General features: G+C 70.2%; 17 protein-coding genes. 6 read left to right on the forward strand and 11 right to left on the reverse strand.

Annotated features, from left to right (window positions below; all coding sequences use genetic code 11):
* Both OG588_RS00955 and OG588_RS00960 read right to left on the reverse strand, forming a co-directional pair.
* Complete coding sequence (locus OG588_RS00955) at positions 1-2,694, reverse strand: AAA family ATPase (RefSeq protein WP_405945588.1); 2,694 nt, start codon at positions 2,692-2,694, stop codon at positions 1-3.
* A 154-nt stretch (positions 2,695-2,848) separates the two neighbouring features.
* Positions 2,849-5,341 (reverse strand): YbhN family protein, encoded by a 2,493-nt coding sequence (locus OG588_RS00960; RefSeq protein ID WP_405945589.1) that lies wholly within the window; start codon positions 5,339-5,341, stop codon positions 2,849-2,851.
* Positions 5,342-5,575: 234 nt separating this feature from the next.
* Here OG588_RS00960 and OG588_RS00965 point away from each other — a divergent pair, with 234 nt between their 5' ends.
* The 3 genes from OG588_RS00965 to OG588_RS00975 all read left to right on the forward strand — a co-directional run bounded on the left by OG588_RS00965 (position 5,576) and on the right by OG588_RS00975 (position 8,843).
* Positions 5,576-6,127, forward strand: a complete 552-nt coding sequence (locus tag OG588_RS00965) for an HdeD family acid-resistance protein (RefSeq protein WP_405945590.1) — start codon at positions 5,576-5,578, stop codon at positions 6,125-6,127.
* Positions 6,128-6,338: 211 nt separating this feature from the next.
* Complete coding sequence (locus tag OG588_RS00970) at positions 6,339-7,217, forward strand: LLM class F420-dependent oxidoreductase (protein ID WP_405945591.1); 879 nt, start codon at positions 6,339-6,341, stop codon at positions 7,215-7,217.
* Between the two features lie 84 nt (positions 7,218-7,301).
* The gene (locus tag OG588_RS00975) at positions 7,302-8,843 is read left to right on the forward strand and encodes a GMC family oxidoreductase (RefSeq protein WP_405945592.1); all 1,542 of its coding nucleotides are present in this window, start codon (positions 7,302-7,304) and stop codon (positions 8,841-8,843) included.
* A 93-nt stretch (positions 8,844-8,936) separates the two neighbouring features.
* Here the strand turns inward: OG588_RS00975 and OG588_RS00980 are convergent, their stop codons facing one another.
* The 3 genes from OG588_RS00980 to OG588_RS00990 all read right to left on the reverse strand — a co-directional run bounded on the left by OG588_RS00980 (position 8,937) and on the right by OG588_RS00990 (position 10,827).
* Positions 8,937-9,392: a MarR family winged helix-turn-helix transcriptional regulator gene (locus tag OG588_RS00980; protein ID WP_033279748.1), complete on the reverse strand. Its 456-nt coding sequence runs from the start codon at positions 9,390-9,392 to the stop codon at positions 8,937-8,939.
* An 82-nt stretch (positions 9,393-9,474) separates the two neighbouring features.
* Positions 9,475-10,266: an acetoacetate decarboxylase family protein gene (locus tag OG588_RS00985; RefSeq protein WP_405945593.1), complete on the reverse strand. Its 792-nt coding sequence runs from the start codon at positions 10,264-10,266 to the stop codon at positions 9,475-9,477.
* A 75-nt stretch (positions 10,267-10,341) separates the two neighbouring features.
* A complete protein-coding gene (locus OG588_RS00990) occupies positions 10,342-10,827 on the reverse strand; it encodes a MarR family winged helix-turn-helix transcriptional regulator (protein ID WP_405945594.1) in 486 nt (161 codons plus the stop codon).
* Between the two features lie 154 nt (positions 10,828-10,981).
* Here OG588_RS00990 and wrbA point away from each other — a divergent pair, with 154 nt between their 5' ends.
* A complete protein-coding gene (wrbA, locus tag OG588_RS00995; protein WP_405945595.1) occupies positions 10,982-11,584 on the forward strand; it encodes an NAD(P)H:quinone oxidoreductase in 603 nt (200 codons plus the stop codon).
* A gap of 55 nt (positions 11,585-11,639) precedes the next feature.
* Here the strand turns inward: wrbA and OG588_RS01000 are convergent, their stop codons facing one another.
* Positions 11,640-12,044 carry a tautomerase family protein gene (locus tag OG588_RS01000; RefSeq protein ID WP_405945596.1) on the reverse strand — a complete coding sequence of 135 codons (405 nt, stop codon included), beginning with the start codon at positions 12,042-12,044 and terminating at the stop codon, positions 11,640-11,642.
* A gap of 232 nt (positions 12,045-12,276) precedes the next feature.
* On the opposite strand from OG588_RS01000, the gene OG588_RS01005 reads away from it, so the two are divergent.
* Positions 12,277-13,515 carry a cytochrome P450 gene (locus OG588_RS01005; RefSeq protein ID WP_405945597.1) on the forward strand — a complete coding sequence of 413 codons (1,239 nt, stop codon included), beginning with the start codon at positions 12,277-12,279 and terminating at the stop codon, positions 13,513-13,515.
* A 12-nt stretch (positions 13,516-13,527) separates the two neighbouring features.
* Here the strand turns inward: OG588_RS01005 and OG588_RS01010 are convergent, their stop codons facing one another.
* The 5 genes from OG588_RS01010 to OG588_RS01030 all read right to left on the reverse strand — a co-directional run bounded on the left by OG588_RS01010 (position 13,528) and on the right by OG588_RS01030 (position 21,286).
* Positions 13,528-15,711, reverse strand: coding sequence for an alpha-galactosidase (locus OG588_RS01010; RefSeq protein WP_405945598.1), 2,184 nt, complete (start codon positions 15,709-15,711; stop codon positions 13,528-13,530).
* Between the two features lie 77 nt (positions 15,712-15,788).
* A complete protein-coding gene (locus OG588_RS01015; protein ID WP_405945599.1) occupies positions 15,789-17,138 on the reverse strand; it encodes an ABC transporter substrate-binding protein in 1,350 nt (449 codons plus the stop codon).
* A 38-nt stretch (positions 17,139-17,176) separates the two neighbouring features.
* On the reverse strand, positions 17,177-18,115 hold the full coding sequence (locus tag OG588_RS01020; RefSeq protein ID WP_405945600.1) for a carbohydrate ABC transporter permease: 939 nt from the start codon (positions 18,113-18,115) through the stop codon (positions 17,177-17,179).
* A gap of 14 nt (positions 18,116-18,129) precedes the next feature.
* Positions 18,130-19,143 carry a carbohydrate ABC transporter permease gene (locus OG588_RS01025; RefSeq protein WP_405945601.1) on the reverse strand — a complete coding sequence of 338 codons (1,014 nt, stop codon included), beginning with the start codon at positions 19,141-19,143 and terminating at the stop codon, positions 18,130-18,132.
* 52 nt (positions 19,144-19,195) lie between these two features.
* Positions 19,196-21,286 (reverse strand): fibronectin type III domain-containing protein, encoded by a 2,091-nt coding sequence (locus OG588_RS01030; protein WP_405945602.1) that lies wholly within the window; start codon positions 21,284-21,286, stop codon positions 19,196-19,198.
* Between the two features lie 405 nt (positions 21,287-21,691).
* Here OG588_RS01030 and OG588_RS01035 point away from each other — a divergent pair, with 405 nt between their 5' ends.
* Complete coding sequence (locus tag OG588_RS01035) at positions 21,692-22,843, forward strand: ROK family protein (protein ID WP_405945603.1); 1,152 nt, start codon at positions 21,692-21,694, stop codon at positions 22,841-22,843.
* Positions 22,844-22,886 lie beyond the last annotated feature (43 nt).

Below are 22,886 nucleotides of genomic sequence, written 5' to 3' on the forward strand. Positions count from 1 at the left end.
TCACCCGACCGCCGGACCGTCCTCGCCGGGCGACCTCAACAGCGGGGCCAGCTCGCTGCGCGAGGTGATGCCGAGCTTGGGGAAGGCCCGGTACAGATGCGCGGCGACCGTGCGGTGGGACAGGTACAGCCGTTCCGCGATCTCCCTGTTGGAGAGCCCCTCCGCGGCCAGCCGCACGATCAACACCTCCTGGGGCGACAGGAGTTCGGCGATGGACGGAAGCGGGTTGTCGGCTCCGTGCGCCGCGTTGTGGCCCGCCCAGTCGGAGGCGCCGACGAGGTCGAAGGCGGTCCGCGCCGAGAGCAGCAGCGCGCGGGACCTGGCGGCCTGGCGGTGGCGTCGCAGCCACTGTCCGTACGCGTGCTCCGTCCTTGCCTCGACCAGCGGCCAGCGGGAGAGGTCCTGGTCCAGCGCGGCCAGGTACAGCTCCTCGGCCGCCGCGTCGCATGCCAACACCGCACGGGCGTAGGGCAGTTGGACGTGCAACAGTGGGGCCGGAGTCACCCGCGCGGCTTCCTCCACGGCCGCGAGGACACACGCGGCTTCCTGACGCTTGCCGCCCCGGTCCGCGGCCACGACGAACGGCGTCAGCGCGGCGAAGCCCTGCCGTCGCAGGTCCTCGGGCGGCCGGTCGAGAAGCGGCCGCAACTCGTCGTAGGCCTCGGCGTACCGCCCCTCCCCCAGCCGCGCGATGCCACGCGCCAGCCGTAGCGTCGGGACGAGGTCGGCGCGCTGCCATGCGGCCACCGTGTCGGCCAACTCCTGTGCGCGTAGGGCCTGTCCGCGCAGTGCGGCGGCGATCGCGTCCGTGGCGGCGAGGGCGGCGACCATGGCCGGCTGTCGGGTCCCGGCGGCGATCCGCCGTGCCTCTTCGGTGAGTCGAGTGGCACGCGGCCAGTCCCCGAGCAGCAGCAGGTCGGCGGCTTCGGTGAGGAGGGTCTCCGCGAGCAGGCCGAGTCGGCCCTGTTCGCGGAGGATCGGTGCCGCCCGGCCGAGCAGGTCGACCGCGCGGACCGGATCGCCCATCTCGTGCGCGGCCATGCCGAGCAGCCGTAGTCCGTCGGCGTCGGGGCGGTCCCGGTCTGCCTCGTGCGAGGGCAGCCGGTCGGTCAGCTCCCGGCCGTGGCGCACGGGTTCGGTGAGCGCGAGGGCCGCGAGGTGGCGGGGGTCCTTCGTGGGGGTGATGCGCTCGGCGGCCTCGACGACTCCGGCCCGCGCGGCAGGACCGGCCGCGGTGCGGTGAACGTGGAGTGCCGCGCTCAGCAGCAGGTCGAGGGCGAGGTCGGGGTCGCACGCCGACAACTCGCCAATGTCCGGCGGCACTTGTGCCCGTGCCGGACCGGGCTGCGGCTCGGCGTCCGAGAGGTCCCGCAACCACCAGGCCTTCGCCCGGTCCGCGGCGCCGAGTCGCTGATGTTCGGCCCCCTCGATCAGCGAGTGGGTCAGGCGGATACGCCCGAGGCCGTACGCGTGCTCGGCCGCGGCCAGCAACCGGTGCCCCCGGGTGGCCGAGTCCGTGGTGAGCTGCGCCGAACGCTCAAGGGCCCGGATGGCCGCGACGACTCCGTGCCGCCGGAGCAACGAGGCGTGGACGTCGGCCAGTTCGTCCGCGAGCTCGTCGTCGGGGCCGTTGACGGACCGGGCGCGATGCCAGGTGCGCCTGTCCGAATCCTCGGTCAGCACCTGCGCCAGAGCCGCGTCGGCGGCCTGCCGCCGAGCGTGTGCCTCCGCGCCCAACACCACGAAACGCACCACGGGATGACAGAAACGCACGGTCGTCCTGTCGAGCCGCAGGAGCGAGGCCGCGATCGCGCCGTCGAACACGTCCACCGCGACCGCGCGCCCCGCGAGGACGGAGGTCGCCGCCAGGATCTCCGAGAGGTCTCCGGCCTGGTCGACGGCCGCGACCAGCAGGGCGTCCCGCGTCCGGTCCGGCAGTTCGCCGAGGCCGGCCGCGAACGCCGTCTCCAGCGCGGAGGTCACCGGCAGGTGGGTCCACGATCCCGGCGGCCCCGACGGACGCCACGCCAAGGGCAGTTCGACCAGGGCGAGCGGGTTGCCGAGCGCCTCGCCGAGGATGCGCTCGCGGACGACGGGAGGCAGTGCGGCCGCGTGACGGGCCAGCAGCCGTCGCGCCGAGGACTCGTCCAGGACCGGCACGTCCAGCACGGGCACACCCGGCAGGAGGCGTCCGGCGCGGAGGGCCGCGAGAACGACGATCGGGTTGTCGTCGACCCTGCGGGCCAAGAACGCCAGGACGTCCCGGGTGGGCCCGTCGAGCCGTTGCGCGTCGTCGGCGACCAGCACCACGGGCCGCTCGGCCGCCGACGCCGTGAGCAGGTTGAACGCGGCCAGGGCCACCCGCAGGGTCTCCGGCGACGGTCCGGAACCGCCGTCGAACGCCGAGCGCAGGATGCCGCCCTGTCCCGCCGGCAGGGACTCCGCCGTGCCGAGCACCGGCCGCAGCAACGCGTGCAGACCGCTGAAGGGCGTGTCGTCGGAGCCCCCGGCCACCTCCAGCAGCCGCCATCCCGCCGACCGGGCGCGTTCCGCGACGGCCCGCAGCAACGCGGACTTGCCGGCGCCCGGACCGCCTTCGAGCGCCAAGGCACCTCCGGCGGCGGGCAGCCTGCCCAGCAGGTCGTGCAGGACTCTCACCTGCCGGTCGCGGCCGAGGAGCCCGGCTTCGTACACGCGTCTCCCCAGACTTCCAGGACACTCCATGTCTTCACCAGCGGAATCGTAGGAGAATCCCCACGGCAGGGCTTCGGTCATGTGACCGCGCCCTGAACTGCAAGGCGGCGCCGCCCGGCCCGTCCAGCGTACGACTCCCTGGTACGCCGACTCGTCACACGTAGCCCCGCCGCTGCACGAAGCTCAGGGCCAGGGCACCCAGCGGCACGTTCAGCCAGAACGTCAGCAGCCGGTACACGAGCACCGCCGAAGTGGCCGCCCCCGCCGCCACGCCGAGCGTCGTCAGACCGGCGATGAGCCCGGCCTCCAGCGCTCCCAGCCCGCCCGGCACGGGGGCCGCGTTGGCGATCAGCCGGGCCGCCATGTACGCGGCGCCGACCTGGATGAAGGGCAGACCGCCGCCCAGCGCGTGAAGGCTCATCGCCAGGCCGACGACCTGGATGAGGGGCAGACCCAGCGCGCCGACGACACCCACGACGACCTTGCCCGGTTCGGTGGCGAGCCCGGCGACGGTCGATCCGGCCGCGCGCAGGAACGGCCACACCTTGTCGTGCAGGAAGCGGCGGCCGGGCGGGGTGAAGCCGAGCAGGCCCCCGGCGGCGAGCACCAGGGCGACGGCCCACAGCGCATACCGCCCGGCGGACAGATCCAGGTGGACTCCCGCGTGACGACGCCCCGCCGAGGCGAAGAACACGGCGGCGACAACGGTGTTGGAGAGCGCGCCGGCCAGGCTCTGCAGCCCGACGGAGGCCGTGGCCGCCCCGGTCTCGATCCCCGTCTTCTGCAGATAGCGCAGGTTGAGCGCCATGCCGCCCACATTGCTCGGGGTGATCCGGTTCAGGAACGAACTCGCGAACTGCACCTGGTAGGTCGGGCCGAACGGCAACCGGTCCGGGATGGTGCCCAGTTGGAGACAGGTCGAGAACGCCTGCGAGAGGAAGGTGATGGGCAGCACCGCGAGCACCCACCACCAGTTCGCGTCCCGCAGCGCGTCGAGAGCTGCCGGTGCGTTGGCCAGCTGCGGCAGCACGAGGTGGAGTACGAGGAACGCGCCCGCCAGTCCCAGGACGCTCTTCCACGTGAACCGTGCCAGGTGCGCGAGCGGAACCGGCTTGGCACCACTGGCAGTTGAGACCTCGGCGGCGAGGTCACGCAGCAGACTGGGCCGACCGCCGGCGCGGAGCGTGCGCCGTCCGGCCTTCTCCCTGGCCGCCCGTGCGCGGGCCTGGTCGTAGCGGGCGACGGCGTGCCGCGCCGGTCCCATCAGCGCGAGCGGCTGGAGGTACGGCAGCGCGGTCGCGAGCAGTTCCGGCCCGAGCCCGGCCAGCGCGCACGCGGTGGCGCGTCGGGGGCCGACCCGTACGGCGGTCGTGGCCAGCAGCTCGGCGAGGTCGGCGCCGAGCATGTCGGGCGGCGCGTTGAGCCGGCCGCGCGCGAAAGCGGAGAGCCGGCTCTCACCGCCCGGTTCGACGCGGATGTGCTCGGGGCGCAACTCTCCGTGCCCCAGCCGGTGTTCCTGGAGACGGGCCACGGAGGTCCACGCCCCGACGAGGAGCTGATCGGTCAACTCACCGTCCGGCAGAGCAGACAGCGCACGGGAGTCCTGCTCAACGGTCGCCACCAGCGCGCCGCCCCCGGCCACCGGGTACGCCATCACCGGTTCGTCCACCCGGGCGCCGGTGCGGGCCGCGAAGACGAGCATCAGCAGCTCGTGCTCGGCGGCTCCGAGCGGCAACTGGGCGGTGGCGTCGGCAGGATGGCGCAGCAGTGTGCGCCGGGCGAGCCGGTGGAAGAGGTCACGGTTGTGGTCCTCGGCGGCGAGCACCCGCACCGACAGCCGTGAACCGCCGGTGGTCACGGCGCTGTAGACGGTCCCTTCCCCCAAGCGCTGCTCCTTTGGGGGCAGTTCACGCAGCGTGGTGACCGAAATCCCGGAGTCGGCGAGGGCGTCGGCGACCACCTGTATCGCCGGGCGGTCGGCGGGAGCCCCGGCCAGCAGCAGTACGGCCGACCCTGCCGCGCCACCCACCGCGAGTGCGGCGACGGCGTCCAGCGGAACGATCGCGGCGGCCGCGACACTCAGCGCGCCGCAGCCGACGGCCAGGAACCACAGCGCCCGCCGCGGACGCGCCCCCAGCCACGGCCCCGCCGCGACGACCACCGCCGCGCAGGCCGCCAGATACACGGCCGACGGCCAGCCGGCCCGCACCAGGCCGTCCCGGCCGTCCAGCACCTCCGGCCACGCGTCCGGTCTCCCCCGCGCCAACGCCAGGTGCGTGAGCGCCCACGCGCCCAGCGCAGCCAGCGCCGCCGCGGGCAGGACCCGTAGAACGGGCTCGATCCGTCGCCGTACGCACCACACCACCAGGGCGACGACCGGTGCGAGGAGGGCGACGGCCTGGACCGTTCCCACGAGGGTGTCCCGCAGGGTCGGGGGCAGTGCGGTCGCCGTGGTGAGGAGGCCCTGCTGGGCCGCGCGGACGAAGTCACGCGTGGCGACGGCCAGGAGCACCGTCACGACGAGTACGGCCAGGGACACCAGCAGGCGCCACAGATCGACCGCCCGCCGGACGGTCCGTCGCGGCGGATCCTCGATCACCGGAACCGAGGTCGGCGGGCTGTCACGGCCGTCGGTCCCACTGATCACGTCGGCTCCTTGTCAACAGGCCGTAGGCCGGGAGGCACCGATGCTCGCGCCCCAACTCGCCGCGCACATCGGTCAGATGACCGCACGGGTTTCTGTGCCGACCGTAGAGGAGTAAGGAAGTAGCGGATGCAGTCGTATGACAGATCGCGCCGGGGAGGCGCGACTCTAACCTTCCTGGCGAACCCCGGCCTCGGGCGAAGAACGAGGCGACACCCTCGTATGTGGAAGGTGACCATGTTCACTTCACCCAATGTGCTCCTCTGGCGCGGGCTGCTGGCCGTCGCCCTCGGCGCGGTCTCCGTCGCCTGGCCCGGCATCACCATCAACGCCTTCGTCATCCTCTTCGCCGTGTATGCGTTCCTGACCGCGGCGACGGACAGCGCCCGCGCCTTCGCGAGCGACAGGGTGGGGCCGGTCTTCGGCTGGCTGCTGCTCGCCGGGCTCTCCCTGGCGGGCGGCATCGTCGCGCTGGCGTGGCCCGGGATCACGGCGCTCGCGCTCACGATCTGGATCGCCGCGTGGGCACTGACCACCGGCGCCATGGAAATAGCCCTCGCCTTCCAGCGCGACGAGACAGCGGGAGAGCGCACCCTGTACCTCCTGACCGGCGCGGTGTCGCTCGTCTTCGCGTTCTCCCTGTTCGTCCGCCCGGACATCGGCGCGGTCTCCCTCGCCACCGTCTTCGGCCTGTTCAGCCTCGTCTACGGCGTCTCGGGGGTCTTCGCCTCGTTCGAGGAGCGGCGCCGCCAGCACAAGACCGGCCAGCGTGAACCGGTCCGCGTCTGAAGACTCCGGCGACGGACAGCCGCGTGGCGCCGACCGGCCGGCCCGGTGGAAACGGCGCCACGCGGTACCGGGCGGGAGGGGATCGACCGCCCGGCGGCCCCTCCCCTTCCGCCTCTTTCCTTCTGTCCATTTCCTTGCTTGACAAAGCATATATCGCGCCCGACATACTCGATGGTGATCGATCCAGCAGTTCGCACGACGGAAGGCCCGCATGAACCTCGGCATCGCCATCGCGGATTTCACCCGGCCCGGCGGCTCGGCAGGCATCGCCCGCCACGTGGGCCAACTCGCCCGCGCGGCGGACGAGTTCGGCTTCACCCGCGTCGCCGTCATGGACCACCTCTTCCAGATCGGCATCGTGGGCGCCTCCGAGCAGGAGATGCTGGAGGCGTACACCACGCTGGGCTACCTGGCCGCGTCCACCGAACGCGCCGAACTCCTCGCCCTGGTGACCTCGGTCGGCTACCGCGAACCCGGCCTGCTCGCCAAGATGGTCACCACCCTCGACGTCCTCTCCGAGGGCCGCGCCGCCCTGGGCATCGGCGTCGGCGCCGGCTTCAACCTCGCCGAGGCACGCGGACTCGGCCTGCCCTTCCCGCCGGTCGCGGAGCGGTTCGAGCGACTGGAGGAGACGCTGCGGATCTGCCTGCAGATGTGGAGCGAGGACGAGAAGCCCTTCGAAGGGCGGTACTACCGACTGGAGCGCACCCTCAACTCCCCTGCCTCCGTGCGGCGTCCACGCCCGCCGATCCTCGTCGGCGGCTCCGGCGAGCGGAAGACGCTCCGGCTCGTCGCGGAGTACGCGGACGCCTGCAACCTCTTCCACGGACCCGACCTCCAGCACAAACTCGACGTCCTCCGCAGGCACTGCGACGACGTCGGTCGCGACTACGCCGAGATCGAGAAGACGGTCCTGCTCCCGCTCGACCCCGGCACCCGCGGCGAGAACGTCCACGCCCTGCTCACGGAGTTGCGCCGACTGGAGCACCTCGGCTTCGACCACGTCATCGGACCGGTCCGGGGAGCCGATCAGCTTGCCGCGCTGCGGCTGTTGGGCGAGCGGGTCGTGCCGGAGATCACGGACATCTGAACATCGCACCCACCGCGCGGCAGAGTCACCGCATGTGGCGCATTTTTGTTGCTTGCGAAAGCACATAGATATGAGGAGACGGATATGAGCACCACGAGCGAACACCCCGAGCACGGAGCCGACGACGTCGTGGATGTCGTGATCGTCGGCGGAGGTTCCGCCGGTGCCGTACTCGCCGCGAGGCTCAGTGCGGAGCCGCGGCGCGCGGTGCTGCTGATCGAGGCAGGCCCGGACTACCCCCAAGACCGCCTCCCCAAGGGGCTGTTGACCCCGCACGTCCTGGCCGACCCGGACCACGACTGGGGTTACACCGCACGTGCCACCGACCTCGCCCCGAGCATTCCCGCGCCGCGCGGCCGGACCATGGGTGGCAGTTCGGCGGTGAACGCGGGGGTGGCGATCCGGGCGCGTGCCGCGGACTTCGCTGCCTGGGGCGAGCGGTACGGGATCAAGGGCTGGTCGTACGACGAAGTCCTCCCGACGTTCCGGGAGATGGAGAACACGCCCGCCGGGGACGACAGTTACCACGGCCGCACCGGCCCCTTCCCCGTCCGGCAGTGGACGTACGACCAACTCACCTCCTCGCTGCGGGCGTTCGTGGACAGCGCGGCGGGTCTGGGGTTCCGGCGGAACGACGACTTCAACGGCGCCCGGCAGGACGGCACCGGCGGCTACCCGGTGAACATCGTCGACGGGGTGCGCCAGAACTCCGCGCTGGTGTACCTGACGCCGGAGGTACGCAGCCGCTCCAATCTGACGGTGCTGAGTGATGTCACGGTCGACAGGGTGCTCGTCGAGGGCGGTGTGGCGCGGGGTGTCGTGAGCGCGTCGGGGTCGGTCTTCCGGGCGGGTGAAGTGGTGCTCTCAGCGGGGAGTTACGGCAGCCCTGCCATCCTGCTGCGCTCCGGTGTCGGGCCGGCCGAGGATCTGCGGGCGCTCGGCATCGACGTGGTCGCCGATCTCCCGGTCGGCCGCCGGCTCCAGGATCACCCCTTCTTCCACTCACTGTTCGCCCTCGCGCCCGAGCACCAGACCCTGACGTCGGCCTTCGCGGCGCATCTGTGGCTGGCCTCGCCCGAAGCAGCGGCCGGCGAGCTGGACCTCGGCATTGTCGCGACCCACCTCCCGGACGGCTCCTTCAGCCCGACCGGCGGGGCGATCCTCCTCGCCACCGCCGTGACCCGCCCCGAGTCGCGCGGTTCGGTGCGGCTGGCCAGTCGCGATCCCCACGACGCTCCGGTGATCGACAACAACTATCTCGCGACGGCCAGGGACCGCAGCCGCATGCTGGAGGGCGTGCGGCTCGTGCGCCGGCTGGCGAGCACTGCGCCGTTCGCGGGTACGGTGGCGTTCGAGCTCGTACCGGGTGAAGCGGTGGGCGACGGCGCGGAGTTGGAGGCGGCGATCGCCGCCGGGATCTCGACCTACGGCCACCCGACCTCGACCGCGCCGATGGGCGGGCCCGGGGACGAGTGGGCCGTCGTCGACGAGTCAGGGGCGGTGCACGGGCTGACCGGGTTGCGGGTGGTCGACGCCTCGATCGTGCCCGAGGTCCCGTCGACGGTGACCAACGCGACGACGATCATGATCGCGGAGCACATCGCCCGGCGTGTGTACGGGAGTTGAGGCCACCCGGCGTCGCATCGCACGGAAGGTCCCGGACACGAGGAGTGTGTCCGGGACCTTCCGTGTTCAGTGCGGCGACGCCTGCGCCGGGCCTCAGTCGAACTTGCCGACCACCGTCTCGAACTGCCGCACCATGGCCGACAGCGACCGGCCGTCGAGATGGTCCATCACGCGCTTGCGGGCACTCGCGAGGTGTATCGGATAAGCCGCCTCAAGCCGCTTCAGCCCTTCCGGGGTGAGGGTCGCGACATTCCCGCGCGCGTCGCCCTCGTAGCGCCGCTTCACGACCTGGCCGCGGCTCTGCAGCGCGTCCACGACGCGGGTGATGCGGCTCGCCGACAGCGCGGTGGCCGCCGCGAGATCAGCCATGCGGAGTTCCTGGTTCTCGGCCTCGGACAGGCTCATCAGGACGACGTACTCGGTGAGCGTCAGTCCCGTCGCCCGCAGCAGATCGTCGTCCAGCGAACGCGGCAGTGCGACGATGACCCGCATCAGGGCACGCCAGAAACGCTCTTCCTGCGCGGTCAGGGGATCCTCGGCGGCGGTCATCCGTGCAGATTAGCGTGCTCAAGCAAAGAACCTCAAGCAAGGAACCCCAAGCCATGACATCCCACGGGCGCCGCGCGTCCCGCTACACGCCCAGCCGGCGTACGTCGGTCACGCTGTAGGACATCGAGGCGCGGAAACCGACGCCGGTGCGCACGGGAGCCAGGTCCGCCAGTTCCTCGCCGCGGGCCGCGAACAAGGTGATGTCGCCGGTACCGGTCCACACGTCGGCGAGTCGGCGGTCGTCGAACTCGGCCATCACCAGCTCGTGCACGGCGGGCCTGTCGTACTCGCCGGCGACCAGGCTCGGAAAGTGCCGGAGGTTGACGGTGGGCCGCGCGAACAGCGCGGCCGGTTCGGACGCCGGCTGCTGGAGCGTGACAGTGGCCTCCGCGAGGGTCTGCCCGGCCGCCGACAGGGACGCGCCGAACCGGCCGCCCGCGGCGAGGGTGGGCGACGCGCTGCCGGGCGCCGCGAAGACACGGGTCTGGTGGACCGAGCCCAGCTTCTTCGGGAAGCCCTGCACCCAACCCCGGGCCAGGGCAAGGTCGTTGTCGACGTAGATGTACGGGCACCACGACACGGGCTCGTCCTGCCAGTGGGCGTCCACCAGCACCATGAACTCGCGGTACTGGCTGCGCACCGGGTCGAGGTACTCGTCGTGCCCGGCGGAGAACTGCCAGTCGACGAACAGCGCCACCGCGCGCCCGTCGGAGTCCGGGTCCGGGGTCAGCCCCTCGGGGAGTGTCGCCTCGGCGGCGGCCGGGTCCGTCCAGAACTCCACGCCGACGATGTCGCCGGCATAGTGCCACGGCGGCGCGGAGGCGAGGTTCGCCTCTCCGCGCGGGGACAGCGGGTAGGTGTAGCCCTGGAGCATGGGGGGTGCCTCCTCAGCAGAAGGTCGATCCGGAACGGCACCATGATTCGCCGAGCCACCCCGTCCCGGCTTGGGTCATGTGACTGCTTCTCCGTACACGGACGTCGCCTCGCAGCCCTCGGCCACCGCCTCCAGCTCCCCGGCCAGCCGCCGCATCAGGGCGGGGTCGAGTTGGTCCAGGACACGTCGGCGCGCACTGGAGAGGTGGGCCGGACAGGCGCCTATCAGCCGTTGCCGACCGGCTTCCGTGAGGACGGCCACGCTCCCCCGGGCGTCCGTCGCGTGCGGCCGCTTGACGACCAGACCCTGCCCCCGGAGCGTCTCCACGAGCCGCGTGACACGGCTCGCGGACAGGGCGGTGGCGGTGGCCAGATCGGTCATGCGCATACGGTCACCGACTGCCTCGGAGAGCTGCATCAGCACGATGTACTGGCTGAGCGACAGGCCCGTGGAGCGCAGCAGATCCTCGTCGAGCGCCCGGGGCAGCGCCACGAGCAGTCTCTGCAGGGAGCGCCACAGGCGTTCCTCCGCGCTGGTCAGCGGTTCCGGTACGGGAGCCATTCCCCTTCCCTCCCTCCCGAGGCCGTAGGAACACTCAAGCACAGCCATTACTTGCTTGACAAAGCATTTTCAGGTGAGTGAAGATACTTGCCAGAGCAAGCATCAGCGCACCAGCCGGGCCGTTTCGCGCGACGGCGAACGAGAGGAACTTCCGATGTCCACCAAGATCGCAGTCATCTACTACTCGTCGACCGGCACCGTGCACGAGCTGGCGGAGTCCGTGGCGGAGGGCGCCCGCAAGGAGGGTGCGGAGGTACGGCTCCTGCGCGTGTCCGAGCTCGCCCCCGAGGAGGCCATCGCCGCCAACGACGCGTGGTCGGCGCATGCCGCGGCCACCAAGGACATCCCGGTGGCGACCGGCGCCGACATCGAGTGGGCCGACGCCGTGATCTTCGGCAGCCCGACCCGGTTCGGCAACATCGCCAGCCAGCTGAAGCAGTTCATCGACACCCTCGGCGGGCTGTGGGCGCAGGGCAAGCTGGCCGACAAGATCTACAGCGGCTTCACGGCCACCGCCACGGCACACGGCGGCCAGGAATCCACGCTGCTCGCCCTCTACAACTCCGTCCACCACTTCGGCGGCATCATCGTCACCCCCGGGTACACCGACCCGGTGAAGTTCGCCGACGGCAACCCGTACGGCACCAGCCACGTCAACGGCCAGGGCGCGATCCCCGTCGACGACACGGCCCGAGCCGCCGCCGTGTACCAGGGCAAGCGCGTGGCCGCGGTCACCGCGCGGTTCAAGGACGCGTAGGGGGAGGGTGGTTGGGCGCCGGGCCCAGGGTCTTCGCGGCCCAGATCTGTGCCGCTCAGGCTTCGCCCCGGCGCGCCAGCCACTCCTTCTCCTCACCCGGTTCGGGCAGGACCTGCCCGCCCTCCACGGCGGACCGGGCCGGGCCGTCCTGGATCACCACCATGACGTGGTTCTCCTCAACTCCGGTGATGCGTACGACCGCCGCGGACAACTCCAGCGCCAGTCGCGTCGTACCCTCCTGCGGATGCCCCCGTCGCGCCCAGCCCGTGATGATCAGGGGCGTCCCCGGCACCCCGCCGGCGAAGACGTCCTCCGACGGCGGCTCGGCGAAGATCACGTTGACGTAGGCCGGTGGCACATGGTTGATCGCCGCGTGGATCCGGGTGATCTCGGCCGCCAGTGAGGCCTTCGACTCCCGTGTCAGGGTTCCCTGTGCCGCGGTGCAGGTGTAGACGGGCATGTCGGCTCCTCACGGATCGGGGGCGCGTCCAACGGATGACACCGGCATCACGCTCCCTCCTGCCATGTGGTCGCGGCTTCCGTCATCCGACGGAGGCCGTGACTGCAACCGACAACCGGCCTGATTTCCACGGCAGTTACTACTCCCCCGACTGGCCCGGCACGCCTTGACACACTTTCCCCTCGACGCAATGCTTGCCGACGAAAGCAATAACTTCGGGTGGGAGACCGCGATGACCACAAGCACCCCGGACGACAAGGGCGGCCCGCTGCGTGCGGTACTGGAAGGCACCGCGTTCCAGGCGGATCCGCACTCGGTGCTACGGCAGTTGACGGACTCCGGGGCCGCCCACCGCTGCGAACCGGAGGGTGCACCCCCGCAGTTGCTCGTCACGGGCTACGACGCGGCACGCCAAGTGCTCACCGATCCCCGCGTGTCCAAGCGGAGCGAACGCGCGGGTCTTGAGCCGGGCTGGCTGATGAGCGGTGTCCGGGACGAGGTCGGGATCGACTACATGCTGACCGTGGACCCGCCCGACCACACCCGCCTCCGCAAACTGGTGACACGCGCCTTCACTCCGCAGCAGATCGAGGCGCTACGGCCCCGCACGCAGGAGCTCGCGGGCCGGTTCGCGGACGACGTACTCGCCCTGGAGACACCGGAGTTGGCCGAGGGATTCGCCGCCCGCGTCCCCATCGCCGTGATCTGCGAACTGCTCGGCGTGCCGCTGGACGACTGGGACAGGTTCCGCTGGGCATCGGAACAGATCGTGTCCCCGGTCGCGGGCAGTGACCGGGAGGAGGCGTACGTCTGGATGAGCGGATATCTGGCGGAGCTGATCGCGGCCAAGCGGGCCGGCCCCGGCCAGGACCTGCTGAGCGCGCTGGCCAACGACACCGTCGAGGACCGGCTCACCGACCCGGAGTTGGTCGGCATGGCCTTCCTCCTCCTGATCGCCGGGTACGAGACGACCGCCAACCTCATCGGGACCGTACTCCTCGGACTCGCCCAACAGCCGGACCTGCTCAAGGCGTTGCAGACCGACCCCTCCCTCGTGCCCACGGCGGTCGAGGAGTTCCTCCGCCTCGACGGGCCGGTGCTCACGGCGACCGAGCGCTTCGCCACCGAGGACATGCGGGTGGGTGAAGTCCCGGTGCGCCGGGGCGACATGCTGCTGGTGTCCCTCGCCGCGGCCGACCGGGACCCGGCCCGTTTCGAGGAACCGGACTCCTTCCGCCTCGGACGCCCGGCAGGCCATGTCGCCTTCGGACACGGTGTCCACCACTGCCTCGGAGCGCCGTTGGCCAGGATGGAGGCCACCGTCGCGATCACCGCGATGCTGGAGCGCGTCGAGAGTCTGGAACTGGCCGTGGACGCGGCCGACTTGGAGTGGACGCCGGGCCTGTTGATGCACGGGGTGCGGCGGCTTCCCGTGTCGGTCGTGGTCGCCGGGAACTCGAACTCGCAGTGATGCAGGGCGACGTCAGTCCTGGCGACGGACCTCGATGAGGAGTGCCTGCTCGGGGTTGAGAGTGGGCATGGGCAGACCGGCGGTGGTCAGCACCGAGCCCGGCACGGTGAGCCAGTCCTCCTGCGCGGCCCTCAACCACGCGGGCGATGCGATCTGGTGGAAGGAGGGCAGGCCGAGTTCGGTGCGCACTCGGAGCCGGTAGCGGGCGTCGGGACTCAGACCGGGAAAACGCGTCCGGCCCGACTGCCCTTCGGGTGAAGTGGCCACCCTCGCCCAGGAGTACAGCGCCCTTGAGCCGTCGTGGGCCACCACTCCGTGCAGTATCCGAGCCTTGTCCTCCAGGTCGGCACGTACCGTGCGACCGCTGTGCAGCAGCGGGCGCAGTTCCCGGTACAGGGCGCTCCAGGCGGTGAGCCTGGTCAGCTCCTCCTCCGAGCACTCGGCGAGATCCTGCTCGATGCCCGCGTGGCCGAAGAGGGCGGTGATCAGGCGGAACGTGTCGGAGGTGACGCGGCCTGTGGTGTGGCTGCGGGCGGCGCCGACGTGGGTGCCGACGAGTTCGGGCGGGAGGAGTTGGACGGTCCAGCTCTGGATCGACTGGCGTTCCACGGGGTCGTTGCAGTCCGAGGGCCACACACGGTCGGTGCGGTCCAGTACGCCCAGGTCGACGCGACCGCCGCCGCTCGCGCAGCTCTCGATCTCCAGTCCGGGGTGCCGTTGCCTCACCGCGTCCAGCAGTCGGTACAGCGCCTCGACCTGGGCGTGGCCTGCGGGCCGGTCTCCCAAAGTGCTTACGGCTTCGAGGAGTTCGCGGTTGTGGTCCCACTTGAGGAAGGCGATGTCGTAGCTTCCGACGAGCGCGTCCAGTGACTTCAGCAGGTAGTCGAAGACCTCGGGGCGGGAGAGGTCCAGGACGTGCTGATGACGGGCGGTCGGGCCGAGGCCGGCGGCGGGGCCGAGGATCCAGTCGGGGTGGGTGCGGGCCAGGTGGGAGTCGAGGTTGACCATCTCGGGCTCCACCCATAGCCCGAAGTCCATGCCCAGCGACCGGACATGGTCGGCGAGCGGGCTTAGTCCGTCGGGCCAGACGGTCGGGTCGGCGAGCCAGTCGCCGAGGCCCGCGGTGTCGGCGCGACGCCCGCTGAACCAGCCGTCGTCGAGCACGAACCGCTCGACTCCCACGGCGGCGGCCCGCTCTGCCAGGGCGCGCAGCCGGTCGAGGTCGTGGTCGAAGTAGACGCCTTCCCAGCTGTTGAGCACCAAGGGACGGGAGCCGCGCGGGTGTTGGGGTCGTGCTCGCAGGTGGCGGTGGAAGCGGTCGGCGATGCCGTCCAGGCCGTCCGGCGACCAGGCGAAGTGGCAGCGGGGAGTGCGGTAGGTGTCGCCGGGTGCCAGGCGGATCTCGCCCGCGCGGAGGAGTTCGCCACCGCCGAGCGCGGAGGCGTGGACGCCTGCTCCTTCCGGGAGTTGCTCGACGAGGTGACGCTGGTCTCCGCTCCACGCGACGTGGACGGCCCACACCTCGCCGGTGCCGAATCCGAAGCCGGGTACGCCCACTGTCAGGAGATGCGGCGAGTCGACACCGGGTTTTCCGCGTCGTACGTCGCGGACGTGTGCGCCATGGTGCAGCGGGTGGCGTTGTGGGGAGCGTTCCCTGCTCCACTTGCCGGTGAAGTCCAGGATCTCGGTGGCACGGCGCGGCAGGGGCAGCAGGGTGAGCGCGCCGGCGAGGTCGTAGGGCGTCGGATCGGCGCTGTCCGCGCGGGAGATGACGGCGTCGGCGGTGAGGACACCGTAGGTGTCCAGGGTGTAGGTCAGGGTGATGTCCAGTGCGGACGCCGTGTCGGTGAGGTGCAGTTCGAGTACGCCGCCGCCGTCGGGGCGCGTGCGGTGGGTGGCGCCGGTGAGGGTCGGGCGGGGTGCGGTGGCGGTGCCTGCCTGGTGGCCGTGGTGGGCCGGGGTGCCGGACCAGCCGTCGGCCTCGGTGGGCCAGACAGTGAAGCGGCGTGGGATGTCGGGGGCGTTGTTGAGGATCGCGGGTTCGGCGGTCAGGCTCAGGGCGGTCAGGTCGTCGGGGCTGAGGTCGCCCAGGTCCGCTCCCCAGTGCAGGACTCGGGGGACCGGTTCGGTGAGCTCCACGGCGAGGCAGGTACCGGCCGCGCGCAGGCTGACGATGCGCGAGGAGGTTGTGGGCATGCAGTCTCTTTTCGGGGAGGGCGGCGGGACGGGCCGTAGGGGACGCGTCCGGCCGCGGGGCGCCAAGGGGGCGGCTGTTACTTCTGGGTGAGGATGCTCTTGGTCTTGGACTGCATGTCGGCGAAGACGCTGTCGTTCTTCTGTCCGCCGAAGTAGCCCTCGATCAGCGGCTCGATCGCGTCCTGCAGGGCCGCGCCGTTGCGGAAGTCCGGTGACGGGTAGAGCTCCTTGTTCTTGAGCATGTCGGTGAAGACCGAGAGGTCGACGCCCTGTGCCTTGAGCGCCTTGGCGGAGGCGTCCATCGAGGCGGGGATGGACGGGAAGAAGGTGCCGGTCGCCGACGCCTTGGTCTGGCAGGCCTCGGAGCCCATGTAGGAGACCCACTTCCAGGCCAGGTCCGGGTTCTTGGTGCCCGCCCAGATGGTGTTGCCGTTGGAGTTGCTGAAGACGGCACGGGTCTTGTTGTCGGGACCGAGGACCGTGGGGGCGATGCCGACCTTGATGTCGGGGATCTTGGCGAAGGTGGACGCCGTCCACGAACCGCCCGTCTCCATCGCGACCTTGCCCGAGGACAGCAGGTCGACGTCGGACACGGTGTTGGTGAACGTACCGATCTTGGGGGCGTATCCCTTCGCCACCAGCGTACGGATCCAGTCCATGGTCTTCACCAGGCGCGGGTCGTTGTAGTTCAACTGGGTCGGCCAGTTGGCCTTGTTACCGAGCCGCCAGCCCGTCGTGGAGACGAAGGAACTCCAAGTCGTCTGGCCCAGAAAGTCCTTGGCGGCCAGCTGGCCGAAGCCGTACGTCTTGATGTTCGCCTTGTCGAATCCCGGCTGGTCGCCGCGTCGGCCCTTCGAGTCGACGGTCAGGTGGGCGATCATCTTGCCGATCGTGCCGCCGTTGTCGGGGTTCCAGTTGAGGTTCTGGACGTCCTTGGTGGTGTAGCCGGCCTTGGTGAGCATGTCGGTGTTGTAGTAGAGGCCGGTGGCGGCCCAGTCCAGGGGCAGGCCGTACTGGTGGCCGTCGGTGTACTTCCACGAGTCGACGCCGACGGAGAACCTCGACAGGTCGAACTTGTCCTTCTTGATGTAGTCGTCAAGCGACAGGAGTTGGTGCTGGTCGGCGTACTGCGGGAAGAACTGGACGCTGTTCTGGAACGCGTCGGGAGCCTTGCCTGCGACGAAGCCGGCGGTGAGCTTGGTGAAGTAGTCGGTGACGCCGTACTGGGAGATCTTCACCGTGACGCCCGGGTTGGCCTTCTCGAAGTCCGTGGCGCAGACCTTGTACGCGGCCGCCTGCTTGTCGTCCCAGGTCCACCAGTTCAGGGTCGAAGAGCCGGAGCTGCTGCTGGAGTTGGAGGAGCAGGCGGACACGAGGGCCGTCAGAGTGAGCGCGGCTCCGAGTGCCACGGCCTTGCGAACTCTCATGGTTCCTTCTTTCGCTGGTCTCTGGAGGCTTTCGCCGGTCACTTGAGGCCGGAGAAGCCGATGGAGTTGACGATGCGTTTGCCGAAGGCGAGGAAGAGCAGCAGCATCGGCAGCGCCGCGATGAGGGCGGCGGCCATCAACCCCGCCCAGTCGGGGGCGGCTTGGGGCGAGGACTGCTTGAAGACGCCGAGCGCGAGGGTGAGGGGCTGGACGCTCTGGTCGTTGGCGATCAGCAGGGGCCAGAAGTAGTCGTTCCAGGCGTTGACGAACATCAGCAGCGACACGGTGGCGATCGGCGCGGAGGTCATCGGCAGGATGATCCGGAAGAAGATCCGCAGCGGTCCCGCGCCGTCGATGATGGCGGCCTCCTCGACCTCATTGCTGAGGCCGAGCATGAACTGCCTCAGGAAGAACAGCGTGAAGGCCTGGAAGAGGCCGCCGGGGAGGATGAGCCCGGCAAAGGTGTCGGTGAGTCCGAGGTCCTTCACGAGGACGAAGTTGGGCAGCAGGGTGAACACGCTGGGCACCATCAGGGCGCTGATCAGGATGTTGAACACCAGGTCGCGGCCCCGCCAGTGCAGCCGGGAGAACGCGTAGGCGGCGGCCGCCGAGATCAGCACGATCATCGCCGTCTGCACCGATGCGTAGATCACCGAGTTGCGCAGGTAGAGCGCGAAGTCGAGGGAGGCGCCGGAGCCGCCCTGGGCCTGGGCGGACGCGGTGGAGGCGATGCCCAGGGCCCGCTCGAAGGCGCCCCAGGTGAAGCCGACCGGCAGCAGCGAGGACGGGTGGGTCGCCAGTTTGTAGTTGTTGGACAGCGCGGTGCGCAGGATCCAGTAGAACGGGAAGAGCGTGACGAGGACGATGACGCCGAGGTAGATCCAGGCGACGGCCCTGCCGGGTGAGAACCTGCGGGCGGTGTTCCGCGTCGGGCGGCGCGGAGCGGCCGCGGGGCCGGGTGCGATGGTGACAGCCATGAGGGCGGCCTCCTTCAGTTCAGGTCGGATTCATTGGCGCGGGCGAGCCGCAGCTGGGTGAAGGTGACCGCGATGAGCAGGGCGAACAGGGCGAGCGACATGGTGGCGGCGTAGCCGAAGTCGAACTGCCGGAAGGCCTTGTCGTAGATGTACATCTGCAGCACGTTCGAGGCGTTGGCCGGGCCGCCCTTGGTGGTGACCTGCACGATGTCGAACACCTGGAAGGAGTTGATCACCGTCAGGACGACCACCATGACGAGGATCGGCCGCAGCAGGGGCACCGTGAGCCGGCGGAACATCTGCGCCTCGCTCGCGCCGTCGACGCGGCCCGCCTCGTAGATGGTCGAGGGGATGGTCTGCAGGCCGGCGAAGATCAGCAGGGCGTAGTAGCCCATCCACTTCCAGACGCTGATCGCGGCAAGCGAGGGGATCGCCCATCCCCCGCTGCCGAAGAACAGGATGGAGTGGCCGGTCAGGTGCTTGAGGGCGATGTTGACGATGCCGAGGGTCGGGTCGAGCATCCACTGCCACACCAGGGCGGCGATGACGTTGGAAATCAGGAACGGCAGCAGGATCACGCCCCGCAGGACCGACGACCGGGTGACCCGGTGCAGCACCACCGCGGTCACGAGGGAGATCGCCGTGCCGAAGAAGACCGACAGCAGGACGAAGTAGACGGTGACGAGGAGCGAGTGCCAGAAGACGTCGTCCCCGAACAGCTCCCGGAAGTTGGCCAGTCCGACCCACTGCGGTGGGGTCAGGACGTGGAAGTCGGTGAAGCTGAGGTAGATGCCGCGCACGGTCGGATAGGCGTAGAAGGTCGCGAAGCCGACGACGGCGGGCAGGATGAGCAGCAGGGCGACGGGCAGGTCCCGGCGTCGTGCCGCCGCCGACCTCGTGGCAGTGGCGCGCCGTGCTTTCCTGGTCGGGCCCTTGCCCGGTGAGGTGGCCGTGGTGGCCACCGCGCCCGGCTCACCGGACCGCGGTTTCACCGGCGTTGCGTGGTTGCCCTGTGATGTGACCACCACAGCACCCTCCTTCGTGTGTTGCGTGTCCAACTGGTGGAGCGTCGGGCGTGGTTCAGACGGTGATCTTGTCGATGTCGGGTGCGTAGTCGGTGGCGTTGCCGAAGCGGAGCGTGTTGTCCCCGGCCTTCAGCGGCACGGAGACGGTGAGCGACTGTGGGGCACCCCAGTTGTTGTCGTTGGTGCCGGGCACCGGGATCTGGAGGGTGGTGTCGCCAACGGTGAGGTTGATGACGCGACTTGAGTCGCCGTCCACGTAGTCCAGCTTCAGCAGATACGTGCCGTCCTTCGGGGCACTGACGTGGTTGACGGCCACCTCACCGCCTCCGAGGTTGCCGACCTTCTGTCCGCCGGAGCAGCCGTCGCAGCCCGCGACGGTGGCGTTGCCGGTGAGGGTGTTGCCGGAGGCCTCGGCCTCGTAGGCGGTGGGACCGCCGGACGCGGGTGTGGTGACTCCAACCGGCTTGCTGGGAGCGGACGTTCGGCCCTTGGCATCGCGGGCTACGACCGTGAAGGTGTGGGCGTTCGCGGCGCTCAGACCCGTGACGGTGGCCGTGGTACCGGTGCTGGTGGTCAACGGCCGGCCGTCGGCGTAGACGGTGTAGCGGCTGGCAGTCGAGGCGCCGGTGTTCACCTTGTCCCAGGCCAGCGAGACGCTCGTCGAGGTGGCGCTGGTGCCGTGGACGCCCAGCGGAGTACCGGGGTTCGCGCTCTGCCGGTTCGGCGTGAAGGTGAAGAGCCGCGAGCCGTGCGGCGGCAGGTTCTCCGTCAGGTGCCCGGAGACGCGGCCGAGGTTCTTGTGCTGCCACAGGTCACGCACCGAGGCAGCACCGCTGATGCCCAAGTCGGCGAAGTCCGCGGTGACATCGGCGGCTCGGGTCCCCAGGTTGAACAGTGCGACGGTGTAACTGCCGTCGGGATTACGGGAGTACCAGGTCTGCTGGTTGGTGGTCTGACTGACGGGTCGTGCCGGATGGCCGGCTTGGTCCACGGCGATGACCTCGTCGTTGGTGAGCAACTTCAGCCCGTACGCGTCGAGTTTGGTGAGGTCGTCACCCGAGTAGAGCGGCGCCGACTCGATGGCCCACAGGGTCGCGTAGCTCTGCCGTTCGGCCTCGGTGAGGCCGTCCATGGCGCCGACTCCGACGTTCAGGGAGTCGAGGTTGTTCCAGTGTCCGGGCCCTGCGTCGTCGATCCACTGCACGACGTCGTTCCAGCGCACCTTGAGGGAGTTGTCCCAGGTCACCAGCGTGTCGCAGTAGCACTCGACGTCCGTGTCGATGCGCCAGCCGTTGGAGTTGGCCTTCCAGGTCGCCGCCTGGGTGTGGCTCAGCGACCAGGACAGCGTCAACTGGACGGGCCGCCCGGTCTGTTGGAGTGCGGTGTGCCAGGCCTTCACGTCCGAGGTGTTGTCGTGGTCCGCACCGCCTTGAAAGGAGCCCGGGCCCACGCCGTCGACCTTGAGGAAGTCCACGCCGTAGCCCGCCAGTTGGTCGGCGAGGGAGTCGATGTACTTCTGCGAGCAGGGGTTGGCGAAGTCCATCTTGTACGCGGAGTTCCACCCGTTGGTCTTGCGCAGGTCGGGATAGACGATGTCCGAGGTGGTGCAGCCGGGGGCGTCGTGGATGGCGGTCGTCCCGTCGCCGTACGCGGCGGGGTCGAGGCCGACGGCCAGATACAGCCCGAACTTGAGGCCCTTGTGGTGGAGGTAGTCGCCCAGGGACTTCATGCCGTGCGGGAAGGTGGTGGCGTTCGGCTTCGGGCGGGCGTACTGGTCGAAGCCGTTCACCCACCCCGCGTCCACGTTGATGTACTCGTAGCCATGGGACTTGAGCTTCGAGGCGACCACGTCGGCCTGCTGCTTGACGTGCGCCTCGGTGAGCCAGCTGACCCCGCCGTAGCCGGGGTAACTGGTGGCCTCCAGGCTCCAACTGCTCCAGCCCATGTACGGCTTGGCGGCGAGGGCGGCTTGCTGGTGGCCCGCGCTCGTCGGCGCCGGGGAGGAGTCCGCCGCCGACGCGGCGGTGGGTGCGGCGAGGGACACCACGAGTGCGGTGGCGGCCAGGACGGGCAGGTGTCGGAGACGCAGACCGCCCGTACGGAGTCTGTGGCGTACGGCGGATGCGGGTCCTGCTGGACGAGCCATGTGTTTACTCCATCTCGGCGCGAAAAGGCACGGCGGGGCCCTGGGAAGGACCGGAAGGTGCCCCCTGCACGGTCAGCCGCATGGGGAATTGGTGAGTGGGCGTTCGGATCCGCCCAAGTGGCCGTGAGGCGACGCCCGTTGGAGAGCGCAGCCCGCGATGACTTATGCGACCGGTCGAGGAGGAAACCTGCCGCCACCTGCGTCGGTGGACGTCCCATCCACCTGTCGTGAGGTGCCGCGAATGTAGCCAGGCTTTTCTTCCAACGTCAACATATTGCGCAGCGCGAATCATCGACATTCGTGGAAGGAATGGAGCAGGATTCGGTCGATCGGGCGGGAAGACGGACGCCGAACACCACGATCCTTCTTCTATCTTCTTTTCCAATGGAAATGTATGGTCGCCGCATGACGCTCGCCGATCAGCCACCCGCGGCCGCTCTGCTGTTCCAGACCCTCCTCGCCCACGGCCCGCTCACACGCGCCGAGATCGGGCGCCGTACCGGTCTGTCGCCGGGCGCGGTCACGAAGGTCGCCACTCCCCTGCTGACCGACGGCTGGATCAACGAGCTGGGCCGCTCGACCGAGCGCACCCAGGGCCGGCCGGCCACGCTCATCGCGGTACGGGGCGAGCGCGCCCGCTTCGTGGGCGTGAAGATCACCGGCAACGAACTCATCGGCACACTCACCGACTTGACCGCACGGCCGCTGGCCACCGCGCGGGCCGTACTGGGTTCGCGTGACGTCGGTACGGTCGTCCTGGCCGTCGCCCGGCTGGTCGATCAGCTGAACGCGAAGGCTGCGCCGCACGCGCCGGGCGCGCTCCACGGCATCGGCGTCACGATCTCCGGGGACGTCGACGGCCACACGGGGACCGTCCAGTACTCCCCCTTCCTGAACTGGCGCCGCGTACCCCTGGCCCAACTCGTGGAGACGGCAACGGATTTGCCGACCGTCATCGAGAACGACGTCCGCGCCCTGACCGTCGCGGAACAGTGGTTCGGCGTCGGGGTCGGGCTGTCGTCCTTCGCCCTGGTCACCGTCGGCGCGGGCATCGGCTGCGGCATCTCCATCGGCGGCCGGGTCGTCTCCGGTGCGCACGGCGTCTCCGGGGAGGTCGGCCACCTTCCCGTGGGCGGCACCGACCGCGTGTGCACCTGCGGCAACACCGGCTGCGTCGAAGCGGTCGCCTCCACCCAGGCCATCACGGAACAGGCCCGCCGGGCGACGGGCGACCCGGCGCTGACGATGGACGGCGCGGTCCGCCTCGCCCATGCCGGCAACGCCGACGTCCGTGCGGTCTTCGCCCGGGCGGGCCACGCCCTGGGCCTGGCCCTGGCCTCCGTGGCCAACCTCATCGGCCCGGAGCGCATCATCATCTCCGGTGAGGGCGTGGCCACTTACGACCTCTACGAGGACCAGATCCGCACCACCTTCGCCGCCCGGGCCTTCGGCGCCGCGGCCGACTGCGACCTCGTGGTCAGACCCCTCCCCTTCGAGGAATGGGCCCGCGGAGGCGCCGCCGTGGCCGCGCAGCACGTCTTCGCGCCCGCCAAGTAGCCCATGCCCAAAGCGAGTTGCTCTCTTTCACACCGTCACGAAA

This window comes from Streptomyces prunicolor, assembly GCF_045162825.1.
In the GTDB taxonomy this organism is placed as follows: Bacteria; Actinomycetota; Actinomycetes; order Streptomycetales; family Streptomycetaceae; genus Streptomyces; species Streptomyces prunicolor.

Bases quoted from the DNA above. Each gene is read 5' to 3' on its own strand.
- OG588_RS00965 (WP_405945590.1), top strand. From the start codon at position 5,576: ATGTTCACTTCACCCAATGTGCTCCTCTGGCGCGGGCTGCTGGCCGTC.
- OG588_RS00970 (WP_405945591.1), top strand. From the start codon at position 6,339: ATGAACCTCGGCATCGCCATCGCGGATTTCACCCGGCCCGGCGGCTCG.
- OG588_RS00975 (WP_405945592.1), top strand. From the start codon at position 7,302: ATGAGCACCACGAGCGAACACCCCGAGCACGGAGCCGACGACGTCGTG.
- OG588_RS00980 (WP_033279748.1), bottom strand. From the start codon at position 9,392: ATGACCGCCGCCGAGGATCCCCTGACCGCGCAGGAAGAGCGTTTCTGG.
- OG588_RS00985 (WP_405945593.1), bottom strand. From the start codon at position 10,266: ATGCTCCAGGGCTACACCTACCCGCTGTCCCCGCGCGGAGAGGCGAAC.
- OG588_RS00990 (WP_405945594.1), bottom strand. From the start codon at position 10,827: ATGGCTCCCGTACCGGAACCGCTGACCAGCGCGGAGGAACGCCTGTGG.
- wrbA (WP_405945595.1), top strand. From the start codon at position 10,982: ATGTCCACCAAGATCGCAGTCATCTACTACTCGTCGACCGGCACCGTG.
- OG588_RS01000 (WP_405945596.1), bottom strand. From the start codon at position 12,044: ATGCCCGTCTACACCTGCACCGCGGCACAGGGAACCCTGACACGGGAG.
- OG588_RS01005 (WP_405945597.1), top strand. From the start codon at position 12,277: ATGACCACAAGCACCCCGGACGACAAGGGCGGCCCGCTGCGTGCGGTA.
- OG588_RS01010 (WP_405945598.1), bottom strand. From the start codon at position 15,711: ATGCCCACAACCTCCTCGCGCATCGTCAGCCTGCGCGCGGCCGGTACC.
- OG588_RS01015 (WP_405945599.1), bottom strand. From the start codon at position 17,138: ATGAGAGTTCGCAAGGCCGTGGCACTCGGAGCCGCGCTCACTCTGACG.
- OG588_RS01020 (WP_405945600.1), bottom strand. From the start codon at position 18,115: ATGGCTGTCACCATCGCACCCGGCCCCGCGGCCGCTCCGCGCCGCCCG.
- OG588_RS01030 (WP_405945602.1), bottom strand. From the start codon at position 21,286: ATGGCTCGTCCAGCAGGACCCGCATCCGCCGTACGCCACAGACTCCGT.
- OG588_RS01035 (WP_405945603.1), top strand. From the start codon at position 21,692: ATGACGCTCGCCGATCAGCCACCCGCGGCCGCTCTGCTGTTCCAGACC.